The sequence below is a fragment of the Pantoea ananatis LMG 2665 genome (assembly GCF_000710035.2).
In the GTDB taxonomy this organism is placed as follows: Bacteria; Pseudomonadota; Gammaproteobacteria; order Enterobacterales; family Enterobacteriaceae; genus Pantoea; species Pantoea ananatis.
Genome location: NZ_JMJJ01000004.1, coordinates 428,031 through 453,622 on the forward strand (window position 1 = coordinate 428,031; position 25,592 = coordinate 453,622).

At 55.9% G+C, this 25,592-nt stretch carries 23 protein-coding genes; 13 read left to right on the forward strand and 10 right to left on the reverse strand.

Annotated features, from left to right (window positions below):
* Positions 1 to 969: a DNA-binding protein YbiB gene (gene ybiB, locus EL29_RS03850; RefSeq protein ID WP_014593253.1), complete on the forward strand. Its 969-nt coding sequence runs from the start codon at positions 1 to 3 to the stop codon at positions 967 to 969.
* Here the strand turns inward: ybiB and EL29_RS03855 are convergent.
* Together EL29_RS03855 and EL29_RS03860 are read right to left on the reverse strand one after the other, a co-directional pair.
* Positions 966 to 2,129, reverse strand: a complete 1,164-nt coding sequence (locus tag EL29_RS03855) for a M20 aminoacylase family protein (protein WP_024470907.1) — start codon at positions 2,127 to 2,129, stop codon at positions 966 to 968. The two genes, ybiB and EL29_RS03855, sit on opposite strands and share 4 nt — an antisense overlap.
* Before the next feature lie 142 nt (positions 2,130 to 2,271).
* Positions 2,272 to 3,327 carry a LacI family DNA-binding transcriptional regulator gene (locus tag EL29_RS03860; protein ID WP_019106162.1) on the reverse strand — a complete coding sequence of 352 codons (1,056 nt, stop codon included), beginning with the start codon at positions 3,325 to 3,327 and terminating at the stop codon, positions 2,272 to 2,274.
* Between the two features lie 269 nt (positions 3,328 to 3,596).
* Here EL29_RS03860 and EL29_RS03865 point away from each other — a divergent pair, with 269 nt between their 5' ends.
* Positions 3,597 to 4,793, forward strand: a complete 1,197-nt coding sequence (locus tag EL29_RS03865; RefSeq protein WP_013025150.1) for an L-talarate/galactarate dehydratase — start codon at positions 3,597 to 3,599, stop codon at positions 4,791 to 4,793.
* Positions 4,794 to 4,865: 72 nt separating this feature from the next.
* Positions 4,866 to 6,179, forward strand: a complete 1,314-nt coding sequence (locus EL29_RS03870) for an MFS transporter (RefSeq protein ID WP_014593257.1) — start codon at positions 4,866 to 4,868, stop codon at positions 6,177 to 6,179.
* Positions 6,180 to 6,277: 98 nt separating this feature from the next.
* Here EL29_RS03870 and hutU read toward each other — a convergent pair whose 3' ends face one another.
* A complete protein-coding gene (gene hutU / locus EL29_RS03875; RefSeq protein ID WP_014593258.1) occupies positions 6,278 to 7,960 on the reverse strand; it encodes a urocanate hydratase in 1,683 nt (560 codons plus the stop codon).
* A 10-nt stretch (positions 7,961 to 7,970) separates the two neighbouring features.
* Positions 7,971 to 9,527, reverse strand: a complete 1,557-nt coding sequence (gene hutH, locus EL29_RS03880; RefSeq protein WP_024470908.1) for a histidine ammonia-lyase — start codon at positions 9,525 to 9,527, stop codon at positions 7,971 to 7,973.
* A 303-nt stretch (positions 9,528 to 9,830) separates the two neighbouring features.
* Between hutH and hutC the strand changes: the two genes are divergently transcribed.
* Complete coding sequence (gene hutC / locus EL29_RS03885; RefSeq protein ID WP_014606249.1) at positions 9,831 to 10,586, forward strand: histidine utilization transcriptional repressor HutC; 756 nt, start codon at positions 9,831 to 9,833, stop codon at positions 10,584 to 10,586.
* On the opposite strand, the gene EL29_RS03890 is transcribed toward hutC, so the two are convergent.
* Both EL29_RS03890 and EL29_RS03895 read right to left on the reverse strand, forming a co-directional pair.
* Positions 10,570 to 11,115 (reverse strand): HutD/Ves family protein, encoded by a 546-nt coding sequence (locus EL29_RS03890; protein WP_014593260.1) that lies wholly within the window; start codon positions 11,113 to 11,115, stop codon positions 10,570 to 10,572. The genes hutC and EL29_RS03890 overlap by 17 nt on opposite strands.
* Positions 11,112 to 12,467 carry a formimidoylglutamate deiminase gene (locus EL29_RS03895; protein ID WP_028714967.1) on the reverse strand — a complete coding sequence of 452 codons (1,356 nt, stop codon included), beginning with the start codon at positions 12,465 to 12,467 and terminating at the stop codon, positions 11,112 to 11,114. The genes EL29_RS03890 and EL29_RS03895 overlap by 4 nt, the downstream gene beginning before the upstream one ends.
* Before the next feature lie 84 nt (positions 12,468 to 12,551).
* Between EL29_RS03895 and hutI the strand changes: the two genes are divergently transcribed.
* The 7 genes from hutI to EL29_RS03930 all read left to right on the forward strand — a co-directional run bounded on the left by hutI (position 12,552) and on the right by EL29_RS03930 (position 19,835).
* Positions 12,552 to 13,769, forward strand: coding sequence for an imidazolonepropionase (gene hutI / locus EL29_RS03900; RefSeq protein WP_014593262.1), 1,218 nt, complete (start codon positions 12,552 to 12,554; stop codon positions 13,767 to 13,769).
* Positions 13,766 to 14,557 carry an N-formylglutamate deformylase gene (gene hutG, locus EL29_RS03905; protein ID WP_014593263.1) on the forward strand — a complete coding sequence of 264 codons (792 nt, stop codon included), beginning with the start codon at positions 13,766 to 13,768 and terminating at the stop codon, positions 14,555 to 14,557. Before hutI ends, hutG begins: the two co-directional genes overlap by 4 nt.
* Before the next feature lie 662 nt (positions 14,558 to 15,219).
* Positions 15,220 to 16,068 (forward strand): transporter substrate-binding domain-containing protein, encoded by an 849-nt coding sequence (locus tag EL29_RS03910; RefSeq protein ID WP_014606246.1) that lies wholly within the window; start codon positions 15,220 to 15,222, stop codon positions 16,066 to 16,068.
* A gap of 12 nt (positions 16,069 to 16,080) precedes the next feature.
* Complete coding sequence (locus EL29_RS03915) at positions 16,081 to 16,800, forward strand: ABC transporter permease (protein ID WP_014606245.1); 720 nt, start codon at positions 16,081 to 16,083, stop codon at positions 16,798 to 16,800.
* Positions 16,801 to 16,811: 11 nt separating this feature from the next.
* Positions 16,812 to 17,543, forward strand: coding sequence for an ABC transporter permease (locus EL29_RS03920; protein WP_013025162.1), 732 nt, complete (start codon positions 16,812 to 16,814; stop codon positions 17,541 to 17,543).
* Position 17,544: 1 nt separating this feature from the next.
* Positions 17,545 to 18,336 carry an ABC transporter ATP-binding protein gene (locus EL29_RS03925; RefSeq protein ID WP_028714968.1) on the forward strand — a complete coding sequence of 264 codons (792 nt, stop codon included), beginning with the start codon at positions 17,545 to 17,547 and terminating at the stop codon, positions 18,334 to 18,336.
* Entirely contained in the window at positions 18,336 to 19,835 is a 1,500-nt protein-coding gene (locus EL29_RS03930) for an HAL/PAL/TAL family ammonia-lyase (protein WP_028714969.1), read from the forward strand. Before EL29_RS03925 ends, EL29_RS03930 begins: the two co-directional genes overlap by 1 nt.
* 3 nt (positions 19,836 to 19,838) lie before the next feature.
* Here the strand turns inward: EL29_RS03930 and EL29_RS03935 are convergent, their stop codons facing one another.
* Complete coding sequence (locus EL29_RS03935) at positions 19,839 to 20,468, reverse strand: flavin reductase family protein (protein ID WP_014593268.1); 630 nt, start codon at positions 20,466 to 20,468, stop codon at positions 19,839 to 19,841.
* Positions 20,469 to 20,786: 318 nt separating this feature from the next.
* Between EL29_RS03935 and EL29_RS03940 the strand changes: the two genes are divergently transcribed.
* Positions 20,787 to 21,893, forward strand: a complete 1,107-nt coding sequence (locus EL29_RS03940) for an SDR family oxidoreductase (RefSeq protein ID WP_014593269.1) — start codon at positions 20,787 to 20,789, stop codon at positions 21,891 to 21,893.
* 237 nt (positions 21,894 to 22,130) lie between these two features.
* Positions 22,131 to 23,054: a 23S rRNA (adenine(1618)-N(6))-methyltransferase RlmF gene (rlmF, locus tag EL29_RS03945; RefSeq protein ID WP_028714970.1), complete on the forward strand. Its 924-nt coding sequence runs from the start codon at positions 22,131 to 22,133 to the stop codon at positions 23,052 to 23,054.
* 35 nt (positions 23,055 to 23,089) lie between these two features.
* Here rlmF and glnQ read toward each other — a convergent pair whose 3' ends face one another.
* The 3 genes from glnQ to glnH all read right to left on the reverse strand — a co-directional run bounded on the left by glnQ (position 23,090) and on the right by glnH (position 25,291).
* Positions 23,090 to 23,812 (reverse strand): glutamine ABC transporter ATP-binding protein GlnQ, encoded by a 723-nt coding sequence (gene glnQ, locus EL29_RS03950; protein WP_014606242.1) that lies wholly within the window; start codon positions 23,810 to 23,812, stop codon positions 23,090 to 23,092.
* Positions 23,809 to 24,468 (reverse strand): glutamine ABC transporter permease GlnP, encoded by a 660-nt coding sequence (glnP, locus tag EL29_RS03955; RefSeq protein ID WP_014593272.1) that lies wholly within the window; start codon positions 24,466 to 24,468, stop codon positions 23,809 to 23,811. Before glnP ends, glnQ begins: the two co-directional genes overlap by 4 nt.
* A gap of 76 nt (positions 24,469 to 24,544) precedes the next feature.
* Positions 24,545 to 25,291 (reverse strand): glutamine ABC transporter substrate-binding protein GlnH, encoded by a 747-nt coding sequence (gene glnH / locus EL29_RS03960; RefSeq protein WP_014593273.1) that lies wholly within the window; start codon positions 25,289 to 25,291, stop codon positions 24,545 to 24,547.
* Positions 25,292 to 25,592: the final 301 nt, after the last annotated feature.

Consider the following 25,592-nt stretch of genomic DNA (forward strand, 5'->3'; position numbering starts at 1 on the left):
ATGGAACTGAATAAAATTATCAAAGAAGTCGGGCGCGGTAAGAACCATGCTCGCGATATCGATTTCGACAGTGCCCTGGCACTCTACGGCGCAATGCTGGACGGCGAGGTGCCGGATCTTGAAATGGGCAGTATTTTAATCGCCCTGCGAATCAAAGGTGAAGGCGAAGCAGAAATGCGCGGCTTCTATCAGGCGATGCAGTCGCGTGTGATGCGCCTGCAGGCGCCGAGCGGTCGTCCCATGCCTGTGGTCATTCCCAGCTATAACGGTGCGCGCCGTCAGGGAAATTTAACCCCATTACTGGCGCAGGTGCTTAACAGGCTCGGTCTGCCCGTGCTGGTTCACGGCGTCAGTGACGATGCCACGCGCGTGACCAGCGAAGCGGTCTTTGCCGCGCTGGGGATCGTGCCGGTCACTACGGCCGAACAGGCACAGGCAAAGCTCGACAGGGGTGAGCTGGCCTTTATTACCATCGATCACCTCTGCCCACCCATGGCAAAACAGCTGTCGTTACGCTGGCGCATGGGCGTGCGTAACAGCGCCCACACGCTGGCGAAGCTGGCCACGCCGTTTGGTGAGCGCGAGGCCCTGCGCCTGTCAAGCGTATCCCACCCGGAGTATGTTCCACGGGTGGCGACCTTTTTTAGCGCTATCGATGCCCCCGCGATTCTGCTGAACGGGACCGAAGGTGAGGTTTATGCCAATCCGCAGCGCTGCCCGGCCATCAGCTATGTGGGCGGTGCAGCACAGCAGGCGGAGGTCTGGGTAGAGAGACAGCCGGAGGTAGCGGTGCCGCTGCCCGCCGACAAGTCGGCCGCCGAGACAGCGCGGTGGACGGAAGAGGTGCTGAATCACCAGCGCCCTCTACCAGAGGCGCTGCGACTGCAAATTGCCTGCTGCCTGCGCGCAAGCGGTCAGTGCGCCTCGCGGGAAGCCGGCCTTGAGAAACTGGCGGCGGCCGGTTTTTAACGGTGAGCCTGTGGCAGGGCGTGCTCAACCAGGTTTTGCCAGAAGCGGATACCGGTGGGGATGAGCGCATCGTTGAAATCGTAGTGAGCATTATGTAAGGGGGCGGATGGGGTTGCACCATCTGCACCGAGCCAGAAATAGGCCCCCGGGCAGGCTTCCAGCATGCAGGCGAAATCTTCAGAGGCCATAGAGGGATTCACCTGCCACCGCACCTGCTCTTCCCCCAGCGTACTGACGGCAACGTCGTGAACCTGCCGGGCCGGGCCTGTATGGTTGGTTGTCACCGGGTAGCCAGGTAGCCAGCGAATCGCGCCGCAGACGCCAAAGGGTTTCGGCAGCGTAGTGACAAAATCATCAATAAGCGCATGAACCCGTTTGCGCACATCGTCTTGCAGGCAGCGCACGGTGCCGCGCAGAACGATCTGTTCGGGAATCACGTTAATTGCCTCACCACCCTGAATCTGCGTGACGCTCACCACGGCTGAGGAAAGGGGAGAAAGGCGACGTGAGGGGATCGTTTGCAGGGCCAGAATCAGTTCAGCTGCCACCACCATCGGGTCGGCACCGCTTTCCGGCATGGCCGCGTGGCAGCTTTTACCGCTCAGCGTAATTTCAAACGCATCCAGTGAGGCCATCATCGCACCGGCGTTAACCGCCAGCGATCCCAGCGGCAGGCCGGGCCAGTTGTGCATCGCATAGACAGCATCCATGGGGAAACGGGTAAATAATCCCTCTTCCACCATTTTCCGGGCGCCGCCGAGGTTTTCTTCCGCAGGCTGAAAAATAAAATGCACCGTGCCGCTGAACTGACGCGTGGCGGCAAGCTGTCTGGCGGCCGCCAGTAAAATCGCCGTGTGGCCATCATGGCCGCAGGCGTGCATCACACCAGGTTTACTGGAGCGCCAGGCGGTTTCGCCTTTTTCATTGATGGGCAGCGCGTCCATATCGGCACGCAGGCCGATGACCGGTCCGCTTCCATTTTTCAGGGTGCCAACCACGCCCGTCCCGGCAAGACCACGAAATACCTGCAGGCCCGCCTGCTCAAGTTCATGCGCAACCTTATCGCTGGTCCGATGTTCCTCATAGCCGAGTTCGGGTTCGCGATGAAACTGGTGGCGCCAGCGCAGCGCATCATCAAGCAGGTCAGAGGAAAGAGTCATGCAATGTCGCGCTCCATATCATTCAGGAAGCTTCACTTTAGAGGCCGGGCGAGAGCGCGTCTATCGCCAGGCGCGATAAAATAGCGAATGGGCTAAATCAAAATGGAATAAGTAATAAACAAGCGTGCAACCGTATCGCCTGTTATGCCGACTCACGCTTAATTAAATGGAAGCCGATATCAATAATGCTTTCTGCGCAGGGACGCTGTTCAATCCGATCGGCCAGCAGCGTAGCGGCACGTTGACCTATAGCGACCCGATCGACGCTGACCGTGGTGAGGGCAGGGCGATTGCTGGCAGCAAAATCCAGATCGCCAAAGCCCATCACCGCAATATCTTCAGGCACGCGCAGGCCACGGCTTTCTGCCTCCATAATCGCACCCTGTGCCAGCGTGTCTGAACTGCAGACGATGACGTCATACTCACCCTGATCGAAGAGCTGCGTTAAACCGGCGCGTCCGGATGCCAGAGAGGCGGGGAGCGCCGCGTCTGCCTGTGGGATTGCGTCAATTCCTTGCTGGCTGAAGACGTCACATAATCCCTGTTTACGCTGTCCGGCACGTTTGTCTGACGTCCACACCAGGCCGGGCCGACGGAAGCCTTGTTCAAGCAGGTATTCTGCCGTGGCCTGACCGACGCGTTGATGCGAGAATCCCACCAGCATATCGAGCGGCGTTGGCGTCAGATCCCAGATTTCAACGACCGGTATCGCGGCATTCAGGATCACCTTTTTAAGGGCGGCCGAATGATGGATCCCGGTCAGAACAATCCCGTCCGGACGTCGTGACAGCAGTGTTGCCACCAGTTCGGCTTCAGTATCAGTGCGATAGCCCGCCACGCTCAGCAGGATATGATAACCCCGCAAGCCCAGCTCATCACTCAACGACTGAATGGTATCCACGAACATGTTGTTGTTGATTTGCGGCACCACGACAGCGATGAGCTTACTGCGCCTTGAAGCCAGGCTTCCCGCCAGCGCATTAGGAATGTATCCCGTCACCCGCACCGCCTCCATGACTCTTTCTGCCGTTTTAGGCCGCACTAACTGCGGGGCATTCAGCACGCGGCTGACGGTCATCGGTGACAGTCCGGCATGGCGGGCGACATCTTCAAGCGTGGGCGCATGGGTCGGTTTCGAACTTTTCACGGCAATCCATTTCACGGTGACGGCGGTATTCGCACTGGCATTATTCTTCATGTTCCTGAGCATTTCCAGCCGGTGCGTTACGCATTAAGCAGTATGCGCTGACATGACTAAAAAAATTCGCGATAGATGTTAACGCAATCATTATGTTGTTTAACACGAAGAAAAAGTTATAAATGCGATCTCGCTGGCAGCATGGCTCCCTTTATGCAAGGTAAATGTGATCTGTTGTTCAAAATAAACACAACGCGGTTTTCTGCCGCAGGCCGGGATGTAAAGATAAAAATGTTAGCGCAATCATTTTTAGACCACAGGAGATAACTATGTCTGTAAGCGCAAATTCTAATGCCGTGAGCTATGCCAAAACGGTAAACGCAAAAACGGCGGCTGACGTCGGTGATCGTATTGAATGGGTCAAACTCTCCCTGTCGATTTTACCCCTGGCCACGCCCGTCAGCGATGCCAAGGTGCTGACAGGGCGCCAAAAGCCGTTAACCGAAGTGGCCATTATCATTGCTGAAATTCGTAGCCGTGAGGGTTTTGAAGGGGTGGGATTCAGCTATTCCAAACGCGCTGGCGGGCAGGGCATTTACGCGCATGCTAAGGAGATTGCCGATAATCTGCTGGGGGAAGATCCAAACGATATTGATAAAATCTACACCAAACTGCTGTGGGCGGGCGCATCGGTAGGACGAAGCGGCATGGCGGTGCAGGCTATCTCTCCCATTGATATTGCGCTGTGGGATATGAAAGCGAAACGCGCCGGGCTGCCGTTGGCAAAACTGTTAGGTTCCCATCGTGATTCCGTACAGTGCTACAACACCTCGGGCGGCTTCCTGCATACACCGCTGGAGCAGGTATTAAAGAACGTGGTGATTTCACGTGAAAACGGCATCGGCGGGATCAAGTTGAAAGTGGGGCAGCCAAACTGTGCCGAAGACATTCGTCGCTTAACGGCAGTGCGTGAAGCGCTGGGCGACGATTTTCCGTTGATGGTTGATGCCAACCAACAGTGGGATCGTGAGACCGCTATCCGTATGGGCCGCAAAATGGAGCCGTTCAATCTGATCTGGATTGAAGAACCGCTGGATGCTTACGATGTGGAAGGCCATGCACAACTGGCCGCCGCGCTGGACACGCCCATTGCGACCGGTGAGATGCTCACCAGCTTCCGTGAGCATGAGCAACTGATTTTGGGCAACGCCAGTGATTTCGTTCAGCCGGATGCGCCGCGCGTGGGTGGCATTTCCCCTTTCCTGAAAATCATGGATCTGGCGGCGAAGCACGGTCGTAAGCTTGCGCCACATTTCGCCATGGAGGTTCACCTGCATCTGGCGGCGGCCTATCCGCTTGAGCCCTGGCTGGAGCATTTCGAATGGCTGAACCCGTTATTTAATGAGCAACTGGAATTACGTGACGGACGGATGTTTGTTTCAGATCGCCACGGACTTGGTTTTACGCTCAGCGAACAAGCACGAAGCTGGACTCAATTAACCTGTGAATTCGGCAAACGTCCCTAATCTTTTTGGCGGGAATCTCTCCCGCCACCTCTCCTTTTAAATCTCTCTCAACCCGATATCCAGGAGTGGGTGATGAATACAATAATAAAACGTACCAAGGTACGTTATTCTATTTTGCTATTTCTGTTTCTTGCCACCGTATTTAATTATGCCGATCGTGCGACGTTATCTGTCGTCGCGCCTTTTATGAGTCAGGAGTTGGGCTTTGATCCTGAAGCGATGGGGCTGGCCTTTTCGGCCTTTGGTATTGCCTATGTCATTATGCAATTACCCGGCGGCTGGTTACTGGACCGCTATGGTGCCCGCATGGTATACGGCTGTGCGCTGATTGGCTGGTCGCTGGTGACCATGCTGCAGGGCACGATTTATCTCTACGCCAGTCCGCTTATCGTTCTGGTGATTTTGCGTTTATTGATGGGGGCCATTGAAGCGCCAGCGTTTCCGGCAAACAGTCGGTTAAGTGTGCAGTGGTTTCCAAACAAAGAGCGGGGATTTGTGACGTCGATTTATCAGTCAGCACAATATATCTCGCTCGGAATTATTACGCCTTTGATGACAATTATTCTTCATAATTTAAGTTGGCACTATGTTTTTTATTATATCGGCGCGATTGGCGTTATTTTAGGGATCGTCTGGCTGTTTAAAGTCAGAGATCCCTTACAGCATCCCAAAGTAAATCAGGAGGAAATCGAGTATATTCGTGACGGCGGTGGAGAACCCGCATTAGGCAGTAAAAAGGCGCAAGAGAAAATTACACTGGCGCAGTTTAAAAGCGTGTGTATTAACCGCATGATGATTGGTGTCTACATTGGCCAGTTTTGTGTCACCTCAATTACCTGGTTCTTCCTGACCTGGTTCCCTACCTATCTCTATCAGGCCAAGGGCATGTCGATTCTGAAAGTGGGATTTATTGCCAGTATACCGGCCATCGCGGGTTTTGTGGGCGGCCTGTTGGGCGGCGTGTTTTCTGATGCGTTACTCAAACGCGGTTACAGCCTGACGGTTGCGCGTAAACTGCCCGTCATCTGTGGGATGCTGCTCTCCTGTGTCATTGTTATCGCCAATTACACGTCCTCGGAAATTGTGGTGGTTGCGGCCATGAGCGTTGCCTTTTTCGCCAAAGGTTTTGGCAATCTGGGCTGGTGTGTGCTGAGCGATACATCGCCGAAAGAGGTGTTGGGCATTGCCGGTGGCGTTTTCAACATGTGCGGCAATATGGCCAGTATCGTTACCCCGCTGGTGATCGGGATCATTCTGGCGAATACGCAATCATTTGATTATGCGATTTTATATGTGGGATCGATGGGGCTGCTCGGCCTGATTTCGTATCTCTTTATTGTCGGGCCTTTGGAACGGATTACGCTGACGTCCACGAAGCCTGAGTAAGCCTGTTGCGAGCATTTCGCGCCGCTGTTCCGGAACCGCACTCCCCGGAACAGCGTTTTTTACCGCATGACGCGACTCAATAAAATCGGCGTTGCGGGTTATTGCATCGGTAAGTTCAGACCGTGTTTTGTCGCACACTGCTGTGCCTGTTCGTATCCCGCATCGGCATGACGCATCACGCCGGTAGCAGGATCGTTCCACAGCACGCGGCCCAAGCGGGCATCAGCCGCTTCCGTGCCGTCGCACACAATCACCACGCCAGAATGCTGGGAGAAGCCCATGCCCACGCCACCACCATGATGCAGGCTCACCCAGGTCGCGCCGCCCGCCGTATTCAGCAGGGCGTTGAGCAGCGGCCAGTCGGATACCGCATCCGACCCATCTTTCATCGCTTCGGTTTCACGGTTTGGCGAGGCAACAGAGCCGCAGTCGAGGTGATCGCGACCGATCACAATCGGTGCTTTTAGCTCGCCGTTGCGTACCATTTCATTGAACGCGAGGGCCGCGAGATGGCGCTCACCCAATCCCAGCCAGCAGATACGCGCCGGTAAGCCCTGGAAGGCGATGCGTTCCTGCGCCATATCCAGCCAGCGATGCAGCGTTTTATGTTGCGGGAAAAGTTCTTTGAGTTTGGCATCCGTTTTATAGATATCTTCGGGGTCGCCAGACAGGGCAACCCAGCGGAACGGACCTTTACCTTCGCAAAACAGGGGACGGATATAGGCTGGCACAAAACCGGGAAAATCAAAGGCATTGCTGACGCCTTCATCCAGTGCGACCTGGCGAATGTTGTTGCCATAATCGACGGTAGGAATGCCCATATGACAGAAGTCGAGCATCGCCTGAACGTGGACGGCCATAGAGGCACGGGCAGCTTTCTCCACGGCTTTAGGATGTGTCTTGCGTTCCTGCTCCCAGCGTGAGACGTCCCAGTCAATGGGCAGATAGCCGTTAAGGGGATCGTGCGCCGAAGTCTGGTCGGTGACGATGTCAGGCTTAGGTCCACCCGCTTTGGCGCGCTTAACCAGCTCGGGCAGGATTTCCGCCGCGTTGCCCAGCAGGCCGACAGAAATGGCTTTCTTCGCTTTGGTCGCCTCATCAATCAAGGCCAGTGCTTCATCCAGCGAGGTGGCTTTGTAATCGACATAACGCGTGCGTAAACGAAAATCGATACGGGATTCCTGACACTCAATCGCCAGTACGCAGGCGCCCGCCAGCACGCCTGCCAAGGGTTGCGCACCACCCATGCCACCTAAACCGGCGGTCAGGATCCAGCGTCCGCTTAGATCATTGTTATAGTGCTGGCGTCCGGCCTCGACAAACGTCTCGTAGGTGCCCTGAACGATTCCCTGGGCGCCAATGTAAATCCATGAGCCGGCCGTCATCTGGCCATACATCATCAGCCCGGCTTTATCCAGTTCGTGGAAGTGATCCCAGTTAGCCCAGTGAGGAACCAGATTGGAGTTGGCCAGCAGGACGCGGGGGGCATCCGCATGGGTACGAAACACGCCGACGGGTTTGCCCGACTGGATCAGCAGGGTTTCGTCCGGCTGCAGGAGCTGCAGCGATCGTAAAATTTGCTCAAAACATTCCCAGTTGCGCGCGGCTTTACCAATACCGCCGTACACCACCAGATCTTCCGGACGTTCTGCCACGTCGGGATCCAGGTTGTTCTGAATCATGCGGTAAGCTGCTTCAATTAACCAGTTAGCGCAGTGCAGTTCATTTCCACGCGGCGCACGGATCTCGCGTGCTACCGCTTTAGACAGGGTTTCGCTCATGACGGATTCCTTATTTAACTGAATAGGTGCCCATGCTGGGTAGTAATGCGGTGAGTGCCTCTGGCCAGTCGCAGCGGCTTGCCCACTGACGCATCGCCTCAATGTCGGGTGCCAGCAGGCGGTCTTCTTCCAGGAAGGCAACGCGTTCGCGGATGCGGCCAAGGGCCTGCTCTATCGGTGCAGAACTTTGCAAGGGACGATGAAACTCAATGCCCTGGGCGGCGGCCATCGCTTCAATGCCCACCACGGCGGCGCTGTTAAAGCACATATCCCCCAGGCGGCGGGCGGCATAGGTGGCCATGGAAACGTGATCTTCCTGGTTAGCCGAGGTCGGTAAGCTGTCTACACTGCCGGGATGGGCCAGCGATTTATTTTCTGATGCCAGCGCCGCCGCAGTGACCTGGGCAATCATAAAGCCGGAGTTCACGCCGCCGTCGCGAACCAGGAAAGGTGGCAGTCCGGACAGGCCGGTATCCAGCAGCAGGGCCAGTCGACGTTCCGAGATAGCGCCCACTTCAGCCACGGCCAGCGCAATAATGTCGGCTGCAAAGGCGACCGGTTCAGCATGGAAGTTGCCGCCGGAGATCACATCGCCGGTTTCGCTGAAAACCAGCGGATTATCAGAGGCGGCGTTGGCTTCAATTTGCAGGACGCGCGCGGCATGAGAGAGGTTATCCAGGCAGGCGCCCATTACCTGAGGTACGCAGCGGATAGAATAGGGATCCTGTACCCGGCCACAGTGGGTATGTGAACCGAGGATTTCGCTTCCTTCAATCAGGCTGGTAATCGCGGCGGCCACGGCAATCTGCCCGTGCTGACCGCGCGCCTGATGGATACGGGCATCGAAGGGTTTTAACGAACCTTTGATCGCTTCTAACGACAGGGCGCCCGCCAGTAAACCTGCGGCAAACAGGTTTTCGGCTTCAAACAGGCCACGCAGCGCCAGCGCCGTGGAAACCTGGGTGCCATTAAGCAATGCCAGACCTTCTTTCGGGCCCAGAACAAAGGGCGTCAACCCGACTTTAGCCAGGCCTTCTGTCGCCGCAATAAGTTCCCCTTTGAACCTGACCTGACCTTCACCAAGCAGCATCAGCGACATATGCGCCAGCGGCGCCAGATCGCCCGAGGCACCCACCGATCCTTTTTCCGGAATGCACGGCATGATGCCGGCATTAAACAGGGCCAGCAGGGCATCGATCAGTTCGATGCGTACACCCGAATGGCCCCGCGAAAGGCTGATCACTTTGCTGGCGACGACCAGCCGCGTGACGTTATCAGGCAGTAAATTCCCTAACCCGACGCTGTGGGACAGCACCAGATTACGTTGCAGATCCGCCAGACGGCTGGCGGGGATCTGGGTTTGGGCCAGTTTGCCAAAACCGGTGTTAATGCCGTAAACCACGCTGCCGGAGGCGACGATCGCGTCAACGGTGCGTTGTGCCTCGGCGACGGCCTGGCGGGCGCCATCGTCGAGGCTGAGGGTAACGTTACCCTGGTAAATTGCGCGTAATGTCGCGAGATCAACATTACCTGGCACCAGGTGTAATACCTGAGTCGAACCTGACATAACCTGCTCCTGTCTATACAAGGGTTGGGTTGCCGCAGGGCATCTTTATTGACCCTGATCAACTGAATAACGCGAGTGAACCATAAGTGTCTATTCTTGTCTATACAAGTTGCAATCAGCGTGCCAAACCGATCACAAAATTGATCGGGCGTCAGGGCAGGGGGGAGCGAGCAACGACCGGTATTGCTGCACCTTTATCAGGCAGCAGGTGCACGGTTAAAGTGCTGAAACCGCGTCTGAATGTATATACATCCAACCCTGCAGGCAGTAAACTCTGCGCATTATCTGCGAAAGGAAAACGTTATGGCCGAGCATACGGCAATTGCACAACTGGCGGCGGCCATGAGCGATGAACCTGCGCCTATTTATCAACGGGTCAAGCAGGCTATCATCAGCCAGATTCGTGAAGGACACTGGAAAGCAAATCAGCGCGTGCCCTCCGAAAGCGAGCTGGTCAATGAACTAGGCGTGAGCCGGATGACCATCAATCGTGCATTACGCGAGCTGACCAGCGAAGGGTTTCTGGTGCGTATGCAGGGCGTAGGAACATTTGTTGCCGAAATGAAAGGCTATACGGCCATGCTCGAAGTGCATAACATCGCCGATGAAATTGCCCAGCGCGGTCACCAGCACAGCTGCAAAATTCTGATGATGGGTCAGAACAAAGCCGATCCCGAGCAGGCTTCGGTTCTGGGGCTGACCACCGGGCAAACGCTGTTTCATTCGCTGATTGTGCATTATGAAAACGAGTTGCCGGTGCAGCTTGAAGACCGACTGGTGAATCCGCAGCTGGCTCCGGACTATCTGACTCAGGATTACCATACGCTCACGCCTTATACCTATCTGATGCGGGCGGCGCCGTTAACGGCAGGTGAGCACATCGTTGAAGCGGTGATGCCCGATGCGCGTCAGCGTAAACATCTGGCGATCGATGAGCATGAGCCCTGTCTGCTTATCCGCCGCCAGACCTGGAGCGACAATAAAATCGTGACCTATGCGCGATTACTCTATCCGGGCTCGCGCTATAAGCTGCTGGGCCGCTTCAAAGGACACGGGTAAGGCGCACGAACAGCAGTCTTGCCTCCGGACTGGCTGGCGAGAGCAGGGTGGAGTGATCTACCCACCATGTCCCCTGCTGCGCCTCTAACCGCGCGTCATCCGCGATGCGCCATTCTCCGGCTAACACCCACGCTACGCCGTGCTCGCTGCAGACGGCTTGCGTAACGACGTCGGCCTGCGCCCGCCATGCGTCACGCCGCGTCATGACGTTAAAATCCTGACTGGCCTCTTTGCCTTCCAGACTGGCTTCAAGTGCCCATTCACCCGCGAAAGCCCAGGGAACTTCAGGCAGTAAGCGGTGCTCGCCTGCCGGACCGCGCAGCAGCACCGGGCTGCCGTTCAGCAGAGTAATCGTGCGATCTATGCCGTTGAACGTCGAAAACGGGCCGTCCTGAGCAATGGTCGCAATACTGGCTCGCCAGGCGAAATCGTCGGCATCAGGCGGAAAGCTGATAATCTCGCGTGTTTCGCCTCCGCCGTTGCGCCAGCGGCTAGCGGGTAAGTTTTCCAGAGAAAATAATGTTCTCATTGCAGCGCCGCCATTGCCTGGGCGAAGCGCGCCGCGCAGGCGTGTTCTTCGGCATGATGCCCGTCGTTAATGACCCGATTGCCCGCCACATACACGTCGCGAATCTGATCGCGCTGGCCCGCAAACAGCCAACGGTTAAGCAGGGCGTGGTCATTCACGCTGCCCAGCCAGGCCTGATCGCGCAGTACCAGCCAGTCGGCGCGCTGCCCCACGGCCAGTGAACCACTCCTGATCCCACAGGCCTGAGCGCCGCCTGCAGCTGCCTGCTGCCACAGCAGGTCGCCGACGGAAGGCTGGTGAGCCAGGGCGATACGGTTACGACGGCGGTCGCGCAGACGCTGAGCATATTCCAGCCAGCGCAGCTCTTCCTGAACGCTCAATGAGACATGGCTGTCAGAGCCGATGCCCCAGCGACCGCCCTGAGCGATATAGTCCACCGCCGGGAAAATGCCGTCGCCAAGATTGGCTTCGGTAGTCGGACACAACCCGGCAACCGCGCCGCTGGTGGCAAGGCGCGTCACCTCGCTGTTATCAAGATGTGTGGCATGGATCAGGCACCAGCGCGCGTCAACGTCAAAGCGGTTCATCAGCCAGCTCACCGGGCGCTCGCCGCTCCAGGCCAGGCTGTCGTTCACCTCTTTTTCCTGCTCGGCAACGTGGATGTGCACCGGTAACGACCGATCGCTGGCGGCTAACACTTCGTGCATTTGCACTTCGCTCACCGCACGCAGTGAGTGAAAGCACAGGCCTACGTTGTGCAATGGCTTGTCTTTCACCCACGCCTGCAGGCGTGCCTGCTGTTGCAGGTAGTTGTCGGTCTGCTGAATAAAGCGTTTCTGCCCGGCCACAGGCGGCTGCGCGCCAAACCCGCTGTAGCTGTAAAGCACCGGAAGCAGGGTCTGACCAATGCCTGCCGTCTCGGCGGCGGCAATCAACTGCTGCAGCATGGCATCATCGGCATAGGGCGCGCCGTTAACGTCATGATGCAGATAATGGAATTCTGCAACCTGGCAGTAGCCACCTTTTAACATATCGATGTACAGCAACGCGGCAATATCGCCCACCTGCTGGGGCGTCAGGCGCTGCACCATGCGATACATTAAGTCGCGCCAGGTCCAGAAGCTGTCTTGTGGATCGCCCGCCACTTCGGCCAGACCGGCCATGGCGCGCTGAAAAGCATGAGAGTGCAGATTTGCGATAGCGGGAATGACCTCGCCGGGTAAGCGACATGCCTGACGGTCATCACTGTTGGGCGTGATGGCCTCAATGATTCCGGCCGGACTGACGTGGATGCGTACCTGTTTGTACCAGCCGTCAGCCAGCAGTGCGCGGGGCGCAAAAAAAATTGCCATAGTTGATCCTCAAGGGATGTGGTTGTATATACATATACATACTTTAAAGTGGGCTGTAAACGGCGAGAGTAACGAGAGGCAGGAATGGCAGAAGAACTCCAGGTAGACAGTGTGTGGACCGGTGCTGATGTGGTGACCATGCGCGGTGGTCGCTACGCGATGATTGAGCAGGGGGCGCTGGCGGTGAAGGCAGACAAGCTGGTGTGGGTAGGCGCCGCCGCGGATATGCCTGCCTTTAGCGCACAAAAACATCATCAGTTACCGGGCGGGATTATCACGCCAGGGCTGGTCGATTGTCATACGCATCTGGTTTTTGGTGGGGATCGCAGTCAGGAATTTGAACAGCGTCTCAACGGGGTCAGTTATGCCGACATAGCGGCACAGGGCGGGGGGATCCTCTCTACCGTTCGGGCTACGCGCGCGGCCAGCGAGCAGGCACTGGTTTCATCGGCCCGCTGGCGACTGAATCGTTTACTGGCTGAAGGCGTGACGACTGTCGAGATCAAATCCGGTTACGGGCTGGACGAAGAGAGCGAATTACGTATGCTGCGCGCCATCCGCCAACTGGGTAAAGAGGTGGCTGCGGATGTGCAGGCAACCTGCCTTGCTGCGCACGCTTTTCCGCCCGAATTTAAACAGGATCCCGAGGGCTGGATAGCGATTATCTGCGAACGCCTGCTGCCTCAGGTCAAAGCCGAAGGGCTGGCTGACGCGGTTGATGCTTTCTGTGAACATCTGGCCTTTTCTCCTCAGCAGGTGGCCCGGGTGTTTGAGCGGGCAAAGGCGCTGGGGCTGCCGGTAAAACTTCATGCAGAGCAGTTGTCTGCGCTGGGTGGTGCGGCGCTGGCAGCACGCCATGACGCGCTCTCAGCCGATCACCTGGAATATGCTACCGAGCAGGATGTCCAGGCGATGGCCGGGCACGGCACGGTCGCGGTACTGCTGCCTGGCGCATTTTACCTGTTACGGGAAACGCAGCGCCCACCTGTGGCTCTGTTTCGCCGCTATGGCGTGCCCATGGCGCTGGCGAGTGATGCCAACCCTGGTACCTCTCCGGCCCTGTCACTGCGGTTAATGCTCAATATGGGCTGCACGCTGTTTGGCATGACGCCGGAAGAGGCGCTGGCCGGCGTCACCCTGTGGGGCGCGAAGGCGCTAGGGCTGGAAGCCAGCCACGGCTCGCTTGAGGCTGGCAAAGTTGCCAGTTTTGTCCACTGGCCGCTGGCTCGCCCGGCGGAACTGGTTTACTGGCTGGGCGGTGAACTGCCCTGTACGGTCATCTATCGCGGAGAAGCACAATGACACCTTTTCATTTCACCCAGGGCAATATTCCCCTACTGGTCAGTATCCCTCATGCCGGTACGCTGTTGACACCGGAAGTGGAGGAGGGACTCAGCGAGGCCGCCCGCAACTTACCTGACACCGACTGGCACCTGCCACAACTTTATGATTTTCTGCGTGATATGGGAGCGAGCATTATCATCGGTCGCTACTCACGATTTGTTATCGATCTGAATCGCCCGTCGGATAATCAACCGCTCTATACCACGGCCACGACCGGCCTGTTCCCCGAAACCCTGTTTGACGGCACGCCGACTTTTATCGAGGGCAAAACGCCCACGGATGCGCAGCGCCAGGGCTACATCAACGCTATCTGGCAACCTTACCATCAGCAGATTCAGCAGACGCTGGCGCAAATGAAAGCGGAGTTTGGTTACGCTTTGCTGTTTGATGCGCACTCTATTGCCAGTGAAATTCCCCGTCTGTTTGAGGGGCGGTTGCCGGATCTCAATATTGGTACCAACGATGGGGCGAGCTGCAGCAGTGCCGTGATTAACGGACTCACCTCGGTGTGCCGCGCGCAGGATCGCTACAGCTGGGTGGTGAACGGCCGTTTCAAAGGTGGTTATATCACGCGTGCTTACGGGCAGCCGCAGCAGCAGGTTCAGGCTGTGCAGCTGGAGCTGTCGCAAATTAACTATATGGATGAAACGCCGCCGTTTACCTGGCATGAAGCGCGGGCTGCGCAGTTGAAGAAGGTGTTAAAGCCGCTGCTGCATAGCTTTCTCGAACAGGGAAAAACGGGCTGAGGCGTAACCCAATCACCGCGGCCCGGCTGGCGGTTTTGGCCGGCGCAGAATAACGGACCTGATGGGCTTCGGCCACTTAGCGCCCGTTGGCACAATAGCACACAGCCGGGCGCCACGCTGGGTCCCGGCTGCCTCCTTTTACCGCATAGCGCACGACTTTCTCCCACGACTCTCAGCATCTTTTCGCCTGTTCAGGCAAGGCATTTACAGGTGCGCGCCAGGCATGAAGAGGCTGAGCGATGATGTTCGCCAGACCAGTGAGAGGGGCTAAATGCAGGGCGCTTATCCGTGATCCCCGCCAGGCGATAACATAATCGGTTGCCGATCTGTTTCTGTCCGCCGCAGCACTGCGCGCAAGTTTGCGCTGAATGTGTGCAGTGCTGCACCTGAAACGGGCATTGGCCTGGTAAGAGCACTTTCACCGGGCAATGGGGCGGCGGTTGCCGAGCGTCCTGAACTGGCACGACCTTTGCTAGGTTGTATGTACAAGTTAGCTCTGTTCGATATCCCGTTGCTATTTATCGTGTCTGGCTCACAAAACGATCAAGCCGACAATGAATTCGACAATGTTAGCTTGTATATACATGATTCATCATCTTGTAAGCTTTTTGTTAAAACAACACTGACACTCTTAAAACGCATTTTCATCCAGGAGAAGCCGTATGAAGCACCCCGAAGCGTTTCGCCGTTTTTGCCTTACGACCCTGTTTTCCAGCCTGCTGCTCAGCACCGTTGCGGTGCAGGCGAAAGAGTGGAAATCGATCACGATAGCGACGGAAGGCAGCTATGAACCCTGGAACCTGACGCTGCCCGGCGGCAAACTCGGGGGATTTGAGCCGGAACTCATGGCCAACCTGTGCAAGCGCATGGGCATGGAATGCAAACTGGTTGTCCAGAACTGGGATGGCATGATTGCCGGGCTGAATGCGGGTAAATACGACGTGATCATGGACGCCATTGTGATCACGCCAGAGCGAAAAAAAGTGGTCAGTTTTACGCTTCCCTATGCCTCTACGCCAGCCACCTTTATTGCCGTAAAAGGGACGCTGCTCCCCCCGGGCAAGGGCGTGACGAAGTTGCATGATGATGAAAAAGAGATTGAAGCCGCACTGGCACCGATAAAGGCGGCCCTGAAAGGAAAAACCATCGGTATTGCCTCCGGCACGGTATACACGCCTTTTATCGATAAATATTTCAAAGGCGTGGCCGACATACGCGAATACACCACCTCTGCCGATGCCATTCTGGATTTACAGGCTGGACGTATTGATGCGGTGTTTGACGATGTGACCTTTGCTAAATCAATGCTGACGCGCAAAGACAACAGCAACCTGGCCTTCAGCGGTCCGCAACTGGGCGGCCCGATCTGGGGCGAAGGTGAAGCCATGGGCGTGCGGATGGCAGACGGCGATCTGAAAGCAAAACTGGACGATGCCATTAAGGCCGCGCTGGCTGACGGCACCGTAAAAGAGCTCAGCGAGAAATGGTTTAAAACTGACGTTACGCCATAAGTGAGGTCGAGCATGATAAGCCTGCTGGGTTTTGGCGCAGATGGCTGGGGGCGGCTGATAGTGAGCGCAACGCTTACTACATTGCTGTTGTCGCTGGTCGCGCTGATGGTAGGAGCCGTCGTGGGCTCAGGCATCGCCGCGGCGAAATTGTCTTCTCACCGTCCCTTACGCTGGTTGGGTGAGGGCTATTCGGTGATTTTTCGCGGCATCCCGGAGCTACTGGTGATCTACCTGTTTTACTTTGGTGGTTCAGGCCTGATCACCCAGATCGGTCAAATATTTGGTGCGCAGGGATTTATCGAGGCGCCGCCTTTTCTGATCGGCGCGCTGGCGATCGGGCTGATTTCGGGCTCCTACCAGGCTGAAGTTTATCGTGCTGCCCGGCTGGCGCTGTCCCGGGGCGAAGTGGAAGCGGCGGTGGCAACAGGCATGTCGCGCTGGCGAATTCGTCAGCGCATCCTGCTGCCTCAGGTGGCGCGCTACGCGCTGCCTGGCCTGTCCAATGTCTGGCAGATGAGCCTGAAAGACTCTGCGTTGGTTTCGGTCACCGGCATCGTGGAGCTGATGCGCGCCAGTCAGGTCGCGGCGGGTTCTACGCGGGACTACTTCACCTTTTATCTGATCGGCGGCGGATGCTATCTGTTGTTAACTGTGCTGTCGAATCGGGCTTTTCTGCGCGTGGAAGCTCGTCTGGGCCGCGCCTGGCAGAGCCGAACGGCGGCACAGCATTAAGGAACCGCACCATGATCGATTTTGCCTTTCTTGCTGATACTTTCCTGAAGTTAAGCGCCGCCCTGCCGGTTACGCTCGGCCTGTTTATCAGTTCATTCCTGTGCGGCGGCGTGCTGGCGGTGGGCATTCTGGCGCTGCGCATGAGCCGCTGGCGCATACTGAGCAGTTTTGCCCGTGGCTATATTCTGGTGTTTCGCGGTTCTCCCCTGATGATCCAGCTGTTTTTAATCTATTACGGCCTGGGCCAGTTTGGCGTGATTCGCCACAGTTTTGTCTGGCCGTTTTTACGTGAGCCATTCAGCTGTGCCGTGCTGGCGCTGTCCCTGTGCACCGCTGCCTATACGGCAGAAATCCTGCGTGGTGCGTTGCTGGCGGTGCCCGCCGGGCAGGTGGAAGCCGGTATGGCGTGCGGTATGTCGCGCTGGCTGCTGCTGCGGCGCATTATTGCGCCCGTGATGTTGCGCTATGCCTTGCCGGCCTATTCAACCGAAGCCATTTTGCTGGTGAAGTCCACCGCACTCGCCAGCCTGGTTACCGTGTGGGATGTCACGGGCGTCGCGCAGCAGATTATCCAGCGTACCTACCGCACGATGGAAGTGTTTCTGTGTGCCGCCGCCATTTACCTGATCCTCAATTTCATCATCGTGCAGCTGTATGCCCTGCTTGAGCGTCGACTGACGCCGGTTCATCAGCCCGCAAAGAAGCCGCTAGCGGCCATTAAACCCGTCCCTGGGGGAGATTAAGATGCAGGATTCATCCGCCGTAACGCTGTCCGCCAGCGATATCCATAAATCATTTGGCGCCATGGAAGTGCTGAAAGGCATTTCATTACAGGCCCACAAAGGTGACGTCATTTCGATCCTCGGTGCCAGCGGCTCGGGCAAAAGTACCTTGCTGCGCTGTATTAACCTGCTGGAAACACCCGATTCCGGCGTGGTAAGCGTCGGCGGGGAAACCATTGAGATGAAACGCCATGCCCGCGGGCATCAACTGGCCGCGAATCCCAAACAGGTGGAACGTTTGCGCTCACGCCTGGGGATGGTTTTTCAGAGCTTCAATCTCTGGTCCCATATGACCGTGCTGCAAAACGTCATTGAAGGGCCGCAATATGTTCTGAAACGCGATAAGAAAACCTGTATTGCGCAGGCAGAACAGCTGCTGGACCGGGTCGGACTTTTGAATCGCAAAGGTTTTTATCCGGCCCAGTTGTCGGGTGGTCAACAGCAGCGCGTCGCCATTGCCCGTGCGCTAGCCATGGACCCGGAGGTGATGTTATTTGATGAGCCCACCTCGGCACTTGATCCTGAACTGGTCGGCGAAGTGCTGAAGGTCATGCGCAGTCTGGCAGAAGAGGGGCGCACCATGTTAGTGGTGACGCATGAAATGGGGTTTGCCCGCCACGTATCAAACCGGGTGATATTTATGCATCAAGGCACCATTGACTGTCAGGGAACGCCGGATGACATGTTCGGTGAGGGCGGCTCGGCGCGCTTCAGGCAGTTTATCTCCAGCCACCATGCAGCGGAGTCTGTGTAATGAGTCGCGTTGTTGTCTGGGGAGACGCGCCGGTAGCCTGGCAGGAGGTGGTTGAGGTCGCCCGCCACGATGCCGAGCTGGTGCTGAGCGAGAGTGCCTGGCAGCGCATTGCCCGGGGGCGAGAAATCGTAACGAATATCGTTGCGAGTGGTCAGATCGCCTATGGCATCAACACGGGGCTGGGGGCGCTGTGCAATATTATGCTGGCGGAAGAAGAGCTGAGTCAGCTGTCGCGTAACACCTTGTTAAGTCATGCCTGTGGCGTGGGGCCGCTGCTGGCAAAACATGAGGTGCGCGCTATCTTATGCACCGCAATAGCGAACTACAGTCACGGGAAATCCGGCGTGTCGGTCGAACTGGTTCGGCGCCTGTTGGTGCTGCTTAACCAGCACATTACGCCTCAGGTGCCTTCGCAGGGATCGGTAGGGTATTTGACGCACATGGCGCATATCAGCCTGACGCTGATTGGCGTGGGCGAGGCGGAATTTGATGGGCAGATTGTGCCTGCCTGTGAGGCGCTGGCGCGGACCGGACTCACGCCCTATCGACCCGGCGCAAAAGAGGGGCTTAGCCTGGTAAACGGTACGCCGTGCATGACCGGACTGGCCTGCCTGGCGCTGGATGATGCCCGCCGTTTGCTGGACTGGGCAGACGTTACCGGAGCCATGAGTTTTGAAGCCTTGCGTGGGCAGCTGGTTGCCTTTGACGAAGAGGTGTTGTCCCTTAAAGCCAGCCCGGGTATCCAGCGCAGCGGCGAGCGGTTACGGCGTTTACTGGGCGACAGCCCGCTATTGAAGATAAGCAGCGGCATCCGGACCCAGGATGCATTGAGCCTGCGATCCATGCCGCAGGTGCACGGTGCCTGCCGCGATCAGTTTGCACATGCCGAGCGTCAGATTGAAACGGAACTCAACGCCTGTACCGATAATCCACTGGTAATGGGCACACCGCAGGCCTGGCGCGTGGTCTCACAAGCGCATCCACACGGTGAATCGGTCGCGATGGCCTGCGACCTGCTGGCCATTGCCCTGGCGGAACTGGGGAGCATTGCCGAACGGCGTCTGGATCGTCTGGTCAACCCGTTGGTCAGCGGCTTACCGCCTTTCCTGGTCGGCCAGCCCGGCGTCAACTCCGGCATGATGATTGCGCAATACGTGGCGGCCTCGCTCTGTGCTGAGAATCGCCAGTTGGCTCAGCCGGCGGTGCTGGATAACTACATCACCTCCGGGCTACAGGAAGACCACCTCAGTCTGGGAACCGGTGCGGCATTAAAATTGCTGAAAACCGTGAGTAACGTCTATTACATTCTCGCCATTGAATACCTGCTGGCGGCCCAGGCGCTGGAGTTCCACGGTGAGGCGCAACTGGCAAGTGGAACCCTTCGCGCCTGGCGACGTCTGCGTCAGATTGTACCCTGCTGGCAAGAGGATCGCTGGCTGGCACCGGAGATTGCCCGCGCGGTGCAGGTCCTTCGAACCCAGATGCCGGAGGTGCTCTGAGATTTATCCCCGCCGCGCATCCGGACGCACCAGGTCAAACCGCTGCGCCTCAGTGATCCCGTAATAGGCACTGGGGCCGCCCGCGCGCAGAATCGGTTCGGCTTTTGCCGTCTGATAAATCCCGTTTTCCAGTAGCCTTTCGTCAATGTGGATAGCGACGGCTTCGCCTAACACCAGCCAGCTGTCGATGGCTTTTCCCTGCGCATCCTGCAACTGAATCAGCTGCGTGAGTTTACATTCAAAATTCACCGGGCTTTCCTGCACCAGACTGGCGTTAACCTGAGAGGCGGCCAGGGGCGTTAAACCGGCAAGGGCAAACTCGTCCTGATCGGCGGGCGCAGAAATCGAACTTTCATTCATGGCCTCAGCCAGCGGACGGGTCGCCAGATTCCAGACAAATTCTTTGGTTTCAGCAATATTCTGCACACTGTCTTTCCAGCCGCTACTGGCAAAACCAATGATCGGCGGCAGGTAATTGAAACAGTTGAAAAAGCTGTAAGGGGCAAGATTACGTATGCCTTTGGCGCTGGTGGAGCTTATCCAGCCGATGGGGCGCGGGCCGATAATCGCATTGAGTGGATCGTGCGGCAGACCGTGTCCGGCGCGTGGCTGGTATGAATAACGTTTGTTCATGGTTGTCTCCCTGTAAAAGCTGATTCAAGCGTAGTGGGTAAATGGCTGTTGGCGGGGCAAATCTGTAAAAAAGGTCTCGATCAGGTACCGGATTATTCCTGAATAATAACAGCCGTTACTTTCTGTGCTAACGGATGAATTTTTATTTATATCAGTTAGTTAAGTGTTATTTTCCGATTTTACTGCTGAAAACAGATGGTGCAAAAGTAAACGAAAAGTAAACGATTGCATTTTATACATTTTGTGCTAACAAAGTTTCGTATTTGTTTAACGAATTAGGTGCACTATACAACCTCATCAATTGTTCTCGTGGTCGATATGAAAAAAATTCTTGTTACAGGATCTTCTGGATTCGTTGGTGGTGCAGTTGTGGCAGAATTGCTGATGCGCCAGGATGTTGAGTTGCTGCTGCTTGTCAGAGCCAGCGATGCTAACCAGGGACTGGAGAGGGTTAAAGAAAATTTAACCAAGTTTTCATGTTCGGCACAGGCGATTCAACGCCTGACCGCAGATCATATTCTGGTCGGCGATCTCCTTGCACCCGAACTTTTTCTGGGTGATGCGCGTATCGATCAGGTCAGCCACGTTATCAACTGCGCAGCGATTGCGTCATTTGGTGAAAATAACGATATCTGGCGCGTCAACGTCGAAGGCACCTTTAAGCTGGCTGCCAGAATGGCTGGGCTGCCAGAATTCGTAAAATTTGTTCACGTGGGCACGGCAATGTCTTCCGCGCCGGATCAGGGTGAAGTCGTCAAAGAGGACCTGGTGCTGTCGTCACGTGAAGATCACATTGTCGATTACACCTATTCCAAATCTTATATCGAAAACAAGATCAAGCAGGAGTTACCGCACCTGCCGCTGGTCATTGCCCGTCCGTCCATCGTTGTTGGCCATTCTCAGGAAGGTTGTACGCCGTCAGGCAGCATTTTCTGGGTATTTAAAATGGTGATGAAGCTGGAGAAATTCCTCTGCTCGCTTGATGATCGTGTCGATGTTATCCCGGTGGACTACTGTGCAAAATCCCTGGTATTCCTGATGGATCACGGCTGCACCAAAGAGATGGTCTACCATATTTCTGCCGGTGAGCGCAGCAGCAACACCTTCTCTGAGATCGATTCGGCCTTTGCCACCGCAGAAAAAAGTGCACCGCTGGCACCTAACTATCTGCAAGTTGATTTCAGCGAAATCGTTAAAGAGCGTAAGAACTTTAAAAAGATTTACGGGCCTTGCAACGAACGCCTGATGCTGCGCGCGATGCGTCTGTACGGCGAGTTTGCCCGTCTGAATGTCGTGTTTTCTAATGATAAGTTGCTGCGTCTGGGAATGAGTTCGCCCCCGGGCTTTACCAGCTATATCGATCGTTGTGTAGAAACGACGAAAGGGATGCCCATCCAGGATTTAATGCGCGTCGATTTTAAATAATCCCGCATTCGTGAGTCGCGCCGCCAGCATGATGACTGGCGGCGCGCATTTTGCTCTCCGCTCATGCTTTTCCCTTCTTCTGCCTTTTATTCGCTTTGCCAAACACCCTAAACAGCGATTCGCCTGCATAACATCACCTGGCTTGCCCGCCATAAAGTCTGCTTTCAGCCGAGAATGCTGTTTATTTTCTGCCAGTCACAGCGTATTGTACGCGCGCCTGAAAACATGAGAGAAAGTATGAAAAAGTCTGCCAGCCCGTCGCTCTTCCACGCCCGAAACCGCCATCAGGGTGAATATGATTTTGCTGCCCTCACGGCGGCGCATCCACCGCTGGCAGCAAAGGTCCGGCCCAATGGTTATGGCGTCATGTCGGTTGATTTTGCCGATCCCGAGGCCGTGATGCTGCTTAACCAGGCGCTGCTTAAACTCTTCTACGGACTCGACTGGCAGCTGGCGCCGGGATCGCTGTGTCCGCCCGTGCCGGGGCGCGCCGACTACCTGCATTATCTGGCGGATCTCCTGGCGCTGGATAATCAGGGCAGGGTTCCCTCGGCCGACGTGCTGGATATTGGCTGCGGGGCAAACTGCATTTATCCCCTGATTGGAGCCGCAGAATACGGCTGGCGTTTCACCGGAACCGAAATCGACGACGCTGCCCTGAAAGCCGCAGGTAAAATTGTCGCCGCCAACGCCGGTATGTCGCGTCTGATCCGCTTACGTCGGCAAAAAAATCCTCAGGCGGTGCTGAACGGCGTTGTGAATAAAGGTGCGTTTTTCCATGCGGTCATCTGCAATCCGCCATTTCATGCGTCGGCTGCAGAGGCGGCGGCGGGTTCACAGCGTAAATCACGAAATCTGGGCTTACAGCAGTCGGCGCCGCTCAACTTTGGCGGTCAGCATAATGAGCTCTGGTGCGAAGGCGGTGAAAAAGCGTTTGTGGGGAAAATGATTGCGGAAAGCGCTGGCCTGGCAAGTCAGGTGGTGTGGTTTACCTCACTGGTATCGCGAAAAGAGCATTTGCCTGCGCTGGAAAAACAGTTACAGGCACTGGATACCGCGGTGGTCCGGGTCGTCAATATGGCGCAGGGGCAGAAGCAGAGCCGTTTTCTGGCGTGGAGCTTTATGTCCGCCGCCCAACGCGCACAGCGTCTGTCACGATGAGACAGCAGCCCGTTATGGGCTGCTGTGTTAATCACTCAGGAAACGTGCTGTAAAAATTCGCGCAGACGTTCACTTGGCGGATGGCTGATCAGCGTATCAGGATCGCCGTCTTCAGCAATGCGACCTTTATCAATAAAGATCAGCCGCGATGCGACTTTCTGTGCAAAGCCGACTTCATGGGTGACGATGACCATCGTCATGCCTTCTTCAGCCAGATCCTGCATCACCTTCAAGACTTCATGACGAAGCTCCGGGTCCAGCGCAGAGGTCGGCTCATCGAAAAGCATCATCTTGGGCTTAACCGCCAGCGCGCGGGCAATTGCGACACGCTGCTGCTGGCCGCCGGACAGCTCAGAGGGAAAGTGACCGGCGCGTTCGGCCAGGCCCACTTTAGCCAGCAGGCTTTGCGCCAGTTGACGAGCCTCTTCTTTGCTGGCACCCCGTACCCGAATCGGACCAAAAGCCACGTTATCCAGGGCGCTCATCTGCGGGAAAAGGTGAAACTGCTGGAACACCATGCCCGCTTCCTGACGAATCAGGCGATCGTCGACTTTCGGATCGTTAACTTTCAATCCATCGACAATCAGCTCACCGCTGGTGATCTCTTCCAGCTTGTTAATACAGCGCAGCAGTGTGGATTTACCGGAGCCGGATGGGCCAATAATTACCACCACTTCTCCCTGCTTAATTTTCAGGTCGATATTGTGTAGCACCTGGGTTTTGCCAAAATGCTTTGAGACGTCTTTAAATTCAATCACAGGATTTTCACCCTTTTCTCAATGCGGCGCAGCACAAAGCTCAACACCAACGTAATCACAAGATAGATAATCGCTACCGCACTCCAGATTTCCAGCGCGCGAAAGTTACCGGCAATAATTTCCTGGCCCTGACGCGTCAGTTCGGCCACGCCAATCACGATAAACAGAGAGGTATCTTTGATACTGACGATCCACTGGTTACCAAGCGGAGGGAGCATACGGCGCAGCGCTAACGGCATAATCACATAGCGCAGGGTTTCACGGCTCGACAGGCCCAGCGCCAGGCCGGCTTCGCGAAAACCTTTATTAATTGACAGCACGGCGCCGCGCGTGATTTCCGCAATATAAGCGCCCGAGTTGATCATGATGGTCACCACGGCAGCGGTGAAAGGATCGATACGTAAATCCGGGAAAGCCATTGGCAGGGCGAAATAGATAAACATGACCTGCACAACGATAGGCGTGCCACGAATGATTTCAATAAAAACCAGGGCAATATGATTGCTTATCCAGCCGCCGTAAGCGCGCGCAAAACCCGCGACCAGCCCGATGATCAAACCGCCCACCAGGCCGATAATGGAAATAATTAAGGTCATTTTTGCGCCTTCGAGCAGCGCGGGCATGGCTGGCCAAATGACGCTCCAGTCAAACTCCATGGTGAAACTCCAGTTGTTGCGATGGAAAAAAGCAGGGAAATCTTCCCTGCTGAAAAAAGTAAAACCGTTTCAGTTATTATTTAGGATCGGTGCCGAACCATTTTTTGTAGAGCTGGTTATACGTACCGTTCTCTTTAAGCGTTTTCAGGGCGCCATTCACTTTTTCACGCAGGTCGTCACTGCCTTTCGGGAAGGCAATACCGTACTGTTGTGCTTCAATGGAATCACCGACTGCCTTGAAGCGGCCTTTGCCCGCAGTATTAATAAAGTAGAGGATGTTTGGCGTATCGTGCAGCACGGCGTCAGCACGGTTGGTGCCCAGTTCCATATAGGCGTTGTCGATGTTAGGGAACTGACGCAGATCTTTGGTTTTAATGTGGCTCTTGGCGTAATCCACCGAGCCGGTTCCGCTCTTCACCGCGACCACTTTGCCGTTAAGGTCATTGATGCTTTTGATGTCGTTTTCGTTATTACGCACCATCACCAGCAGACCACTTTTGTAATAGCCATCAGAAAATTCGATCGCTTTTTTACGTTCATCCGTAATGGTGATACCGGCTAAGGCCAGGTCAACGTTGCGCGTTTGCAGTGCAGGGATGATGCCACTGAAATCCATTGGCTTCAGGGTGTAATCCAGTTTTAATTCTTTGGCGATGGCGTCCCACAAATCCACATCAAACCCAACGTACTTATCACCCTGTTTAAATTCAAACGGGACAAAGGCGGTATCAGTGGCGACAATCAGTTTCTTTTCGGCTGCGGTAGCGGAGAGAGAGAAGGCCAGCGCCAGGGCGGCCACAGAGACGTTAAACAGCGATTTCATTATTTTTCCTTTTTACGACCGGGCTCAAAGCCAGGTTTGCGAGCTATCGTTTGCGGGCTATCATATGAAAAAATTATGCCAACTTTGCAAAAACCGCAGAATTCACCGCCTGTGACACAATCGCTGACACGATTCTGCACAGGTCAAACGGTGTGCACTGTTTTGGTGCTCTGTGTTGGTGCGGTGTGCTGCGGTGGTGCAGAGGTAGTGTGCATCAGACGGGAAAAACAGGAAGGGCAGGAAGTAAGAACTGTTAACAAAGTCATAAAATTATAATTACACAGACGTAAAAAAGGCGGGT

Excerpts from the sequence above, each read along its gene's own strand:
- EL29_RS03855 (WP_024470907.1), bottom strand. The coding sequence starts at position 2,129 with ATGACTCTTTCCTCTGACCTGCTTGATGATGCGCTGCGCTGGCGCCAC.
- EL29_RS03915 (WP_014606245.1), top strand. The coding sequence starts at position 16,081 with ATGATAAGCCTGCTGGGTTTTGGCGCAGATGGCTGGGGGCGGCTGATA.
- hutI (WP_014593262.1), top strand. The coding sequence starts at position 12,552 with ATGGCAGAAGAACTCCAGGTAGACAGTGTGTGGACCGGTGCTGATGTG.
- EL29_RS03920 (WP_013025162.1), top strand. The coding sequence starts at position 16,812 with ATGATCGATTTTGCCTTTCTTGCTGATACTTTCCTGAAGTTAAGCGCC.
- ybiB (WP_014593253.1), top strand. The coding sequence starts at position 1 with ATGGAACTGAATAAAATTATCAAAGAAGTCGGGCGCGGTAAGAACCAT.
- EL29_RS03860 (WP_019106162.1), bottom strand. The coding sequence starts at position 3,327 with ATGAAGAATAATGCCAGTGCGAATACCGCCGTCACCGTGAAATGGATT.
- EL29_RS03910 (WP_014606246.1), top strand. The coding sequence starts at position 15,220 with ATGAAGCACCCCGAAGCGTTTCGCCGTTTTTGCCTTACGACCCTGTTT.
- EL29_RS03935 (WP_014593268.1), bottom strand. The coding sequence starts at position 20,468 with ATGAACAAACGTTATTCATACCAGCCACGCGCCGGACACGGTCTGCCG.
- hutG (WP_014593263.1), top strand. The coding sequence starts at position 13,766 with ATGACACCTTTTCATTTCACCCAGGGCAATATTCCCCTACTGGTCAGT.
- EL29_RS03930 (WP_028714969.1), top strand. The coding sequence starts at position 18,336 with ATGAGTCGCGTTGTTGTCTGGGGAGACGCGCCGGTAGCCTGGCAGGAG.
- EL29_RS03870 (WP_014593257.1), top strand. The coding sequence starts at position 4,866 with ATGAATACAATAATAAAACGTACCAAGGTACGTTATTCTATTTTGCTA.
- glnH (WP_014593273.1), bottom strand. The coding sequence starts at position 25,291 with ATGAAATCGCTGTTTAACGTCTCTGTGGCCGCCCTGGCGCTGGCCTTC.
- EL29_RS03925 (WP_028714968.1), top strand. The coding sequence starts at position 17,545 with ATGCAGGATTCATCCGCCGTAACGCTGTCCGCCAGCGATATCCATAAA.
- hutU (WP_014593258.1), bottom strand. The coding sequence starts at position 7,960 with ATGAGCGAAACCCTGTCTAAAGCGGTAGCACGCGAGATCCGTGCGCCG.
- glnP (WP_014593272.1), bottom strand. The coding sequence starts at position 24,468 with ATGGAGTTTGACTGGAGCGTCATTTGGCCAGCCATGCCCGCGCTGCTC.
- EL29_RS03865 (WP_013025150.1), top strand. The coding sequence starts at position 3,597 with ATGTCTGTAAGCGCAAATTCTAATGCCGTGAGCTATGCCAAAACGGTA.
- hutC (WP_014606249.1), top strand. The coding sequence starts at position 9,831 with ATGGCCGAGCATACGGCAATTGCACAACTGGCGGCGGCCATGAGCGAT.
- hutH (WP_024470908.1), bottom strand. The coding sequence starts at position 9,527 with ATGTCAGGTTCGACTCAGGTATTACACCTGGTGCCAGGTAATGTTGAT.
- EL29_RS03940 (WP_014593269.1), top strand. The coding sequence starts at position 20,787 with ATGAAAAAAATTCTTGTTACAGGATCTTCTGGATTCGTTGGTGGTGCA.
- rlmF (WP_028714970.1), top strand. The coding sequence starts at position 22,131 with ATGAAAAAGTCTGCCAGCCCGTCGCTCTTCCACGCCCGAAACCGCCAT.
- EL29_RS03895 (WP_028714967.1), bottom strand. The coding sequence starts at position 12,467 with ATGGCAATTTTTTTTGCGCCCCGCGCACTGCTGGCTGACGGCTGGTAC.
- EL29_RS03890 (WP_014593260.1), bottom strand. The coding sequence starts at position 11,115 with ATGAGAACATTATTTTCTCTGGAAAACTTACCCGCTAGCCGCTGGCGC.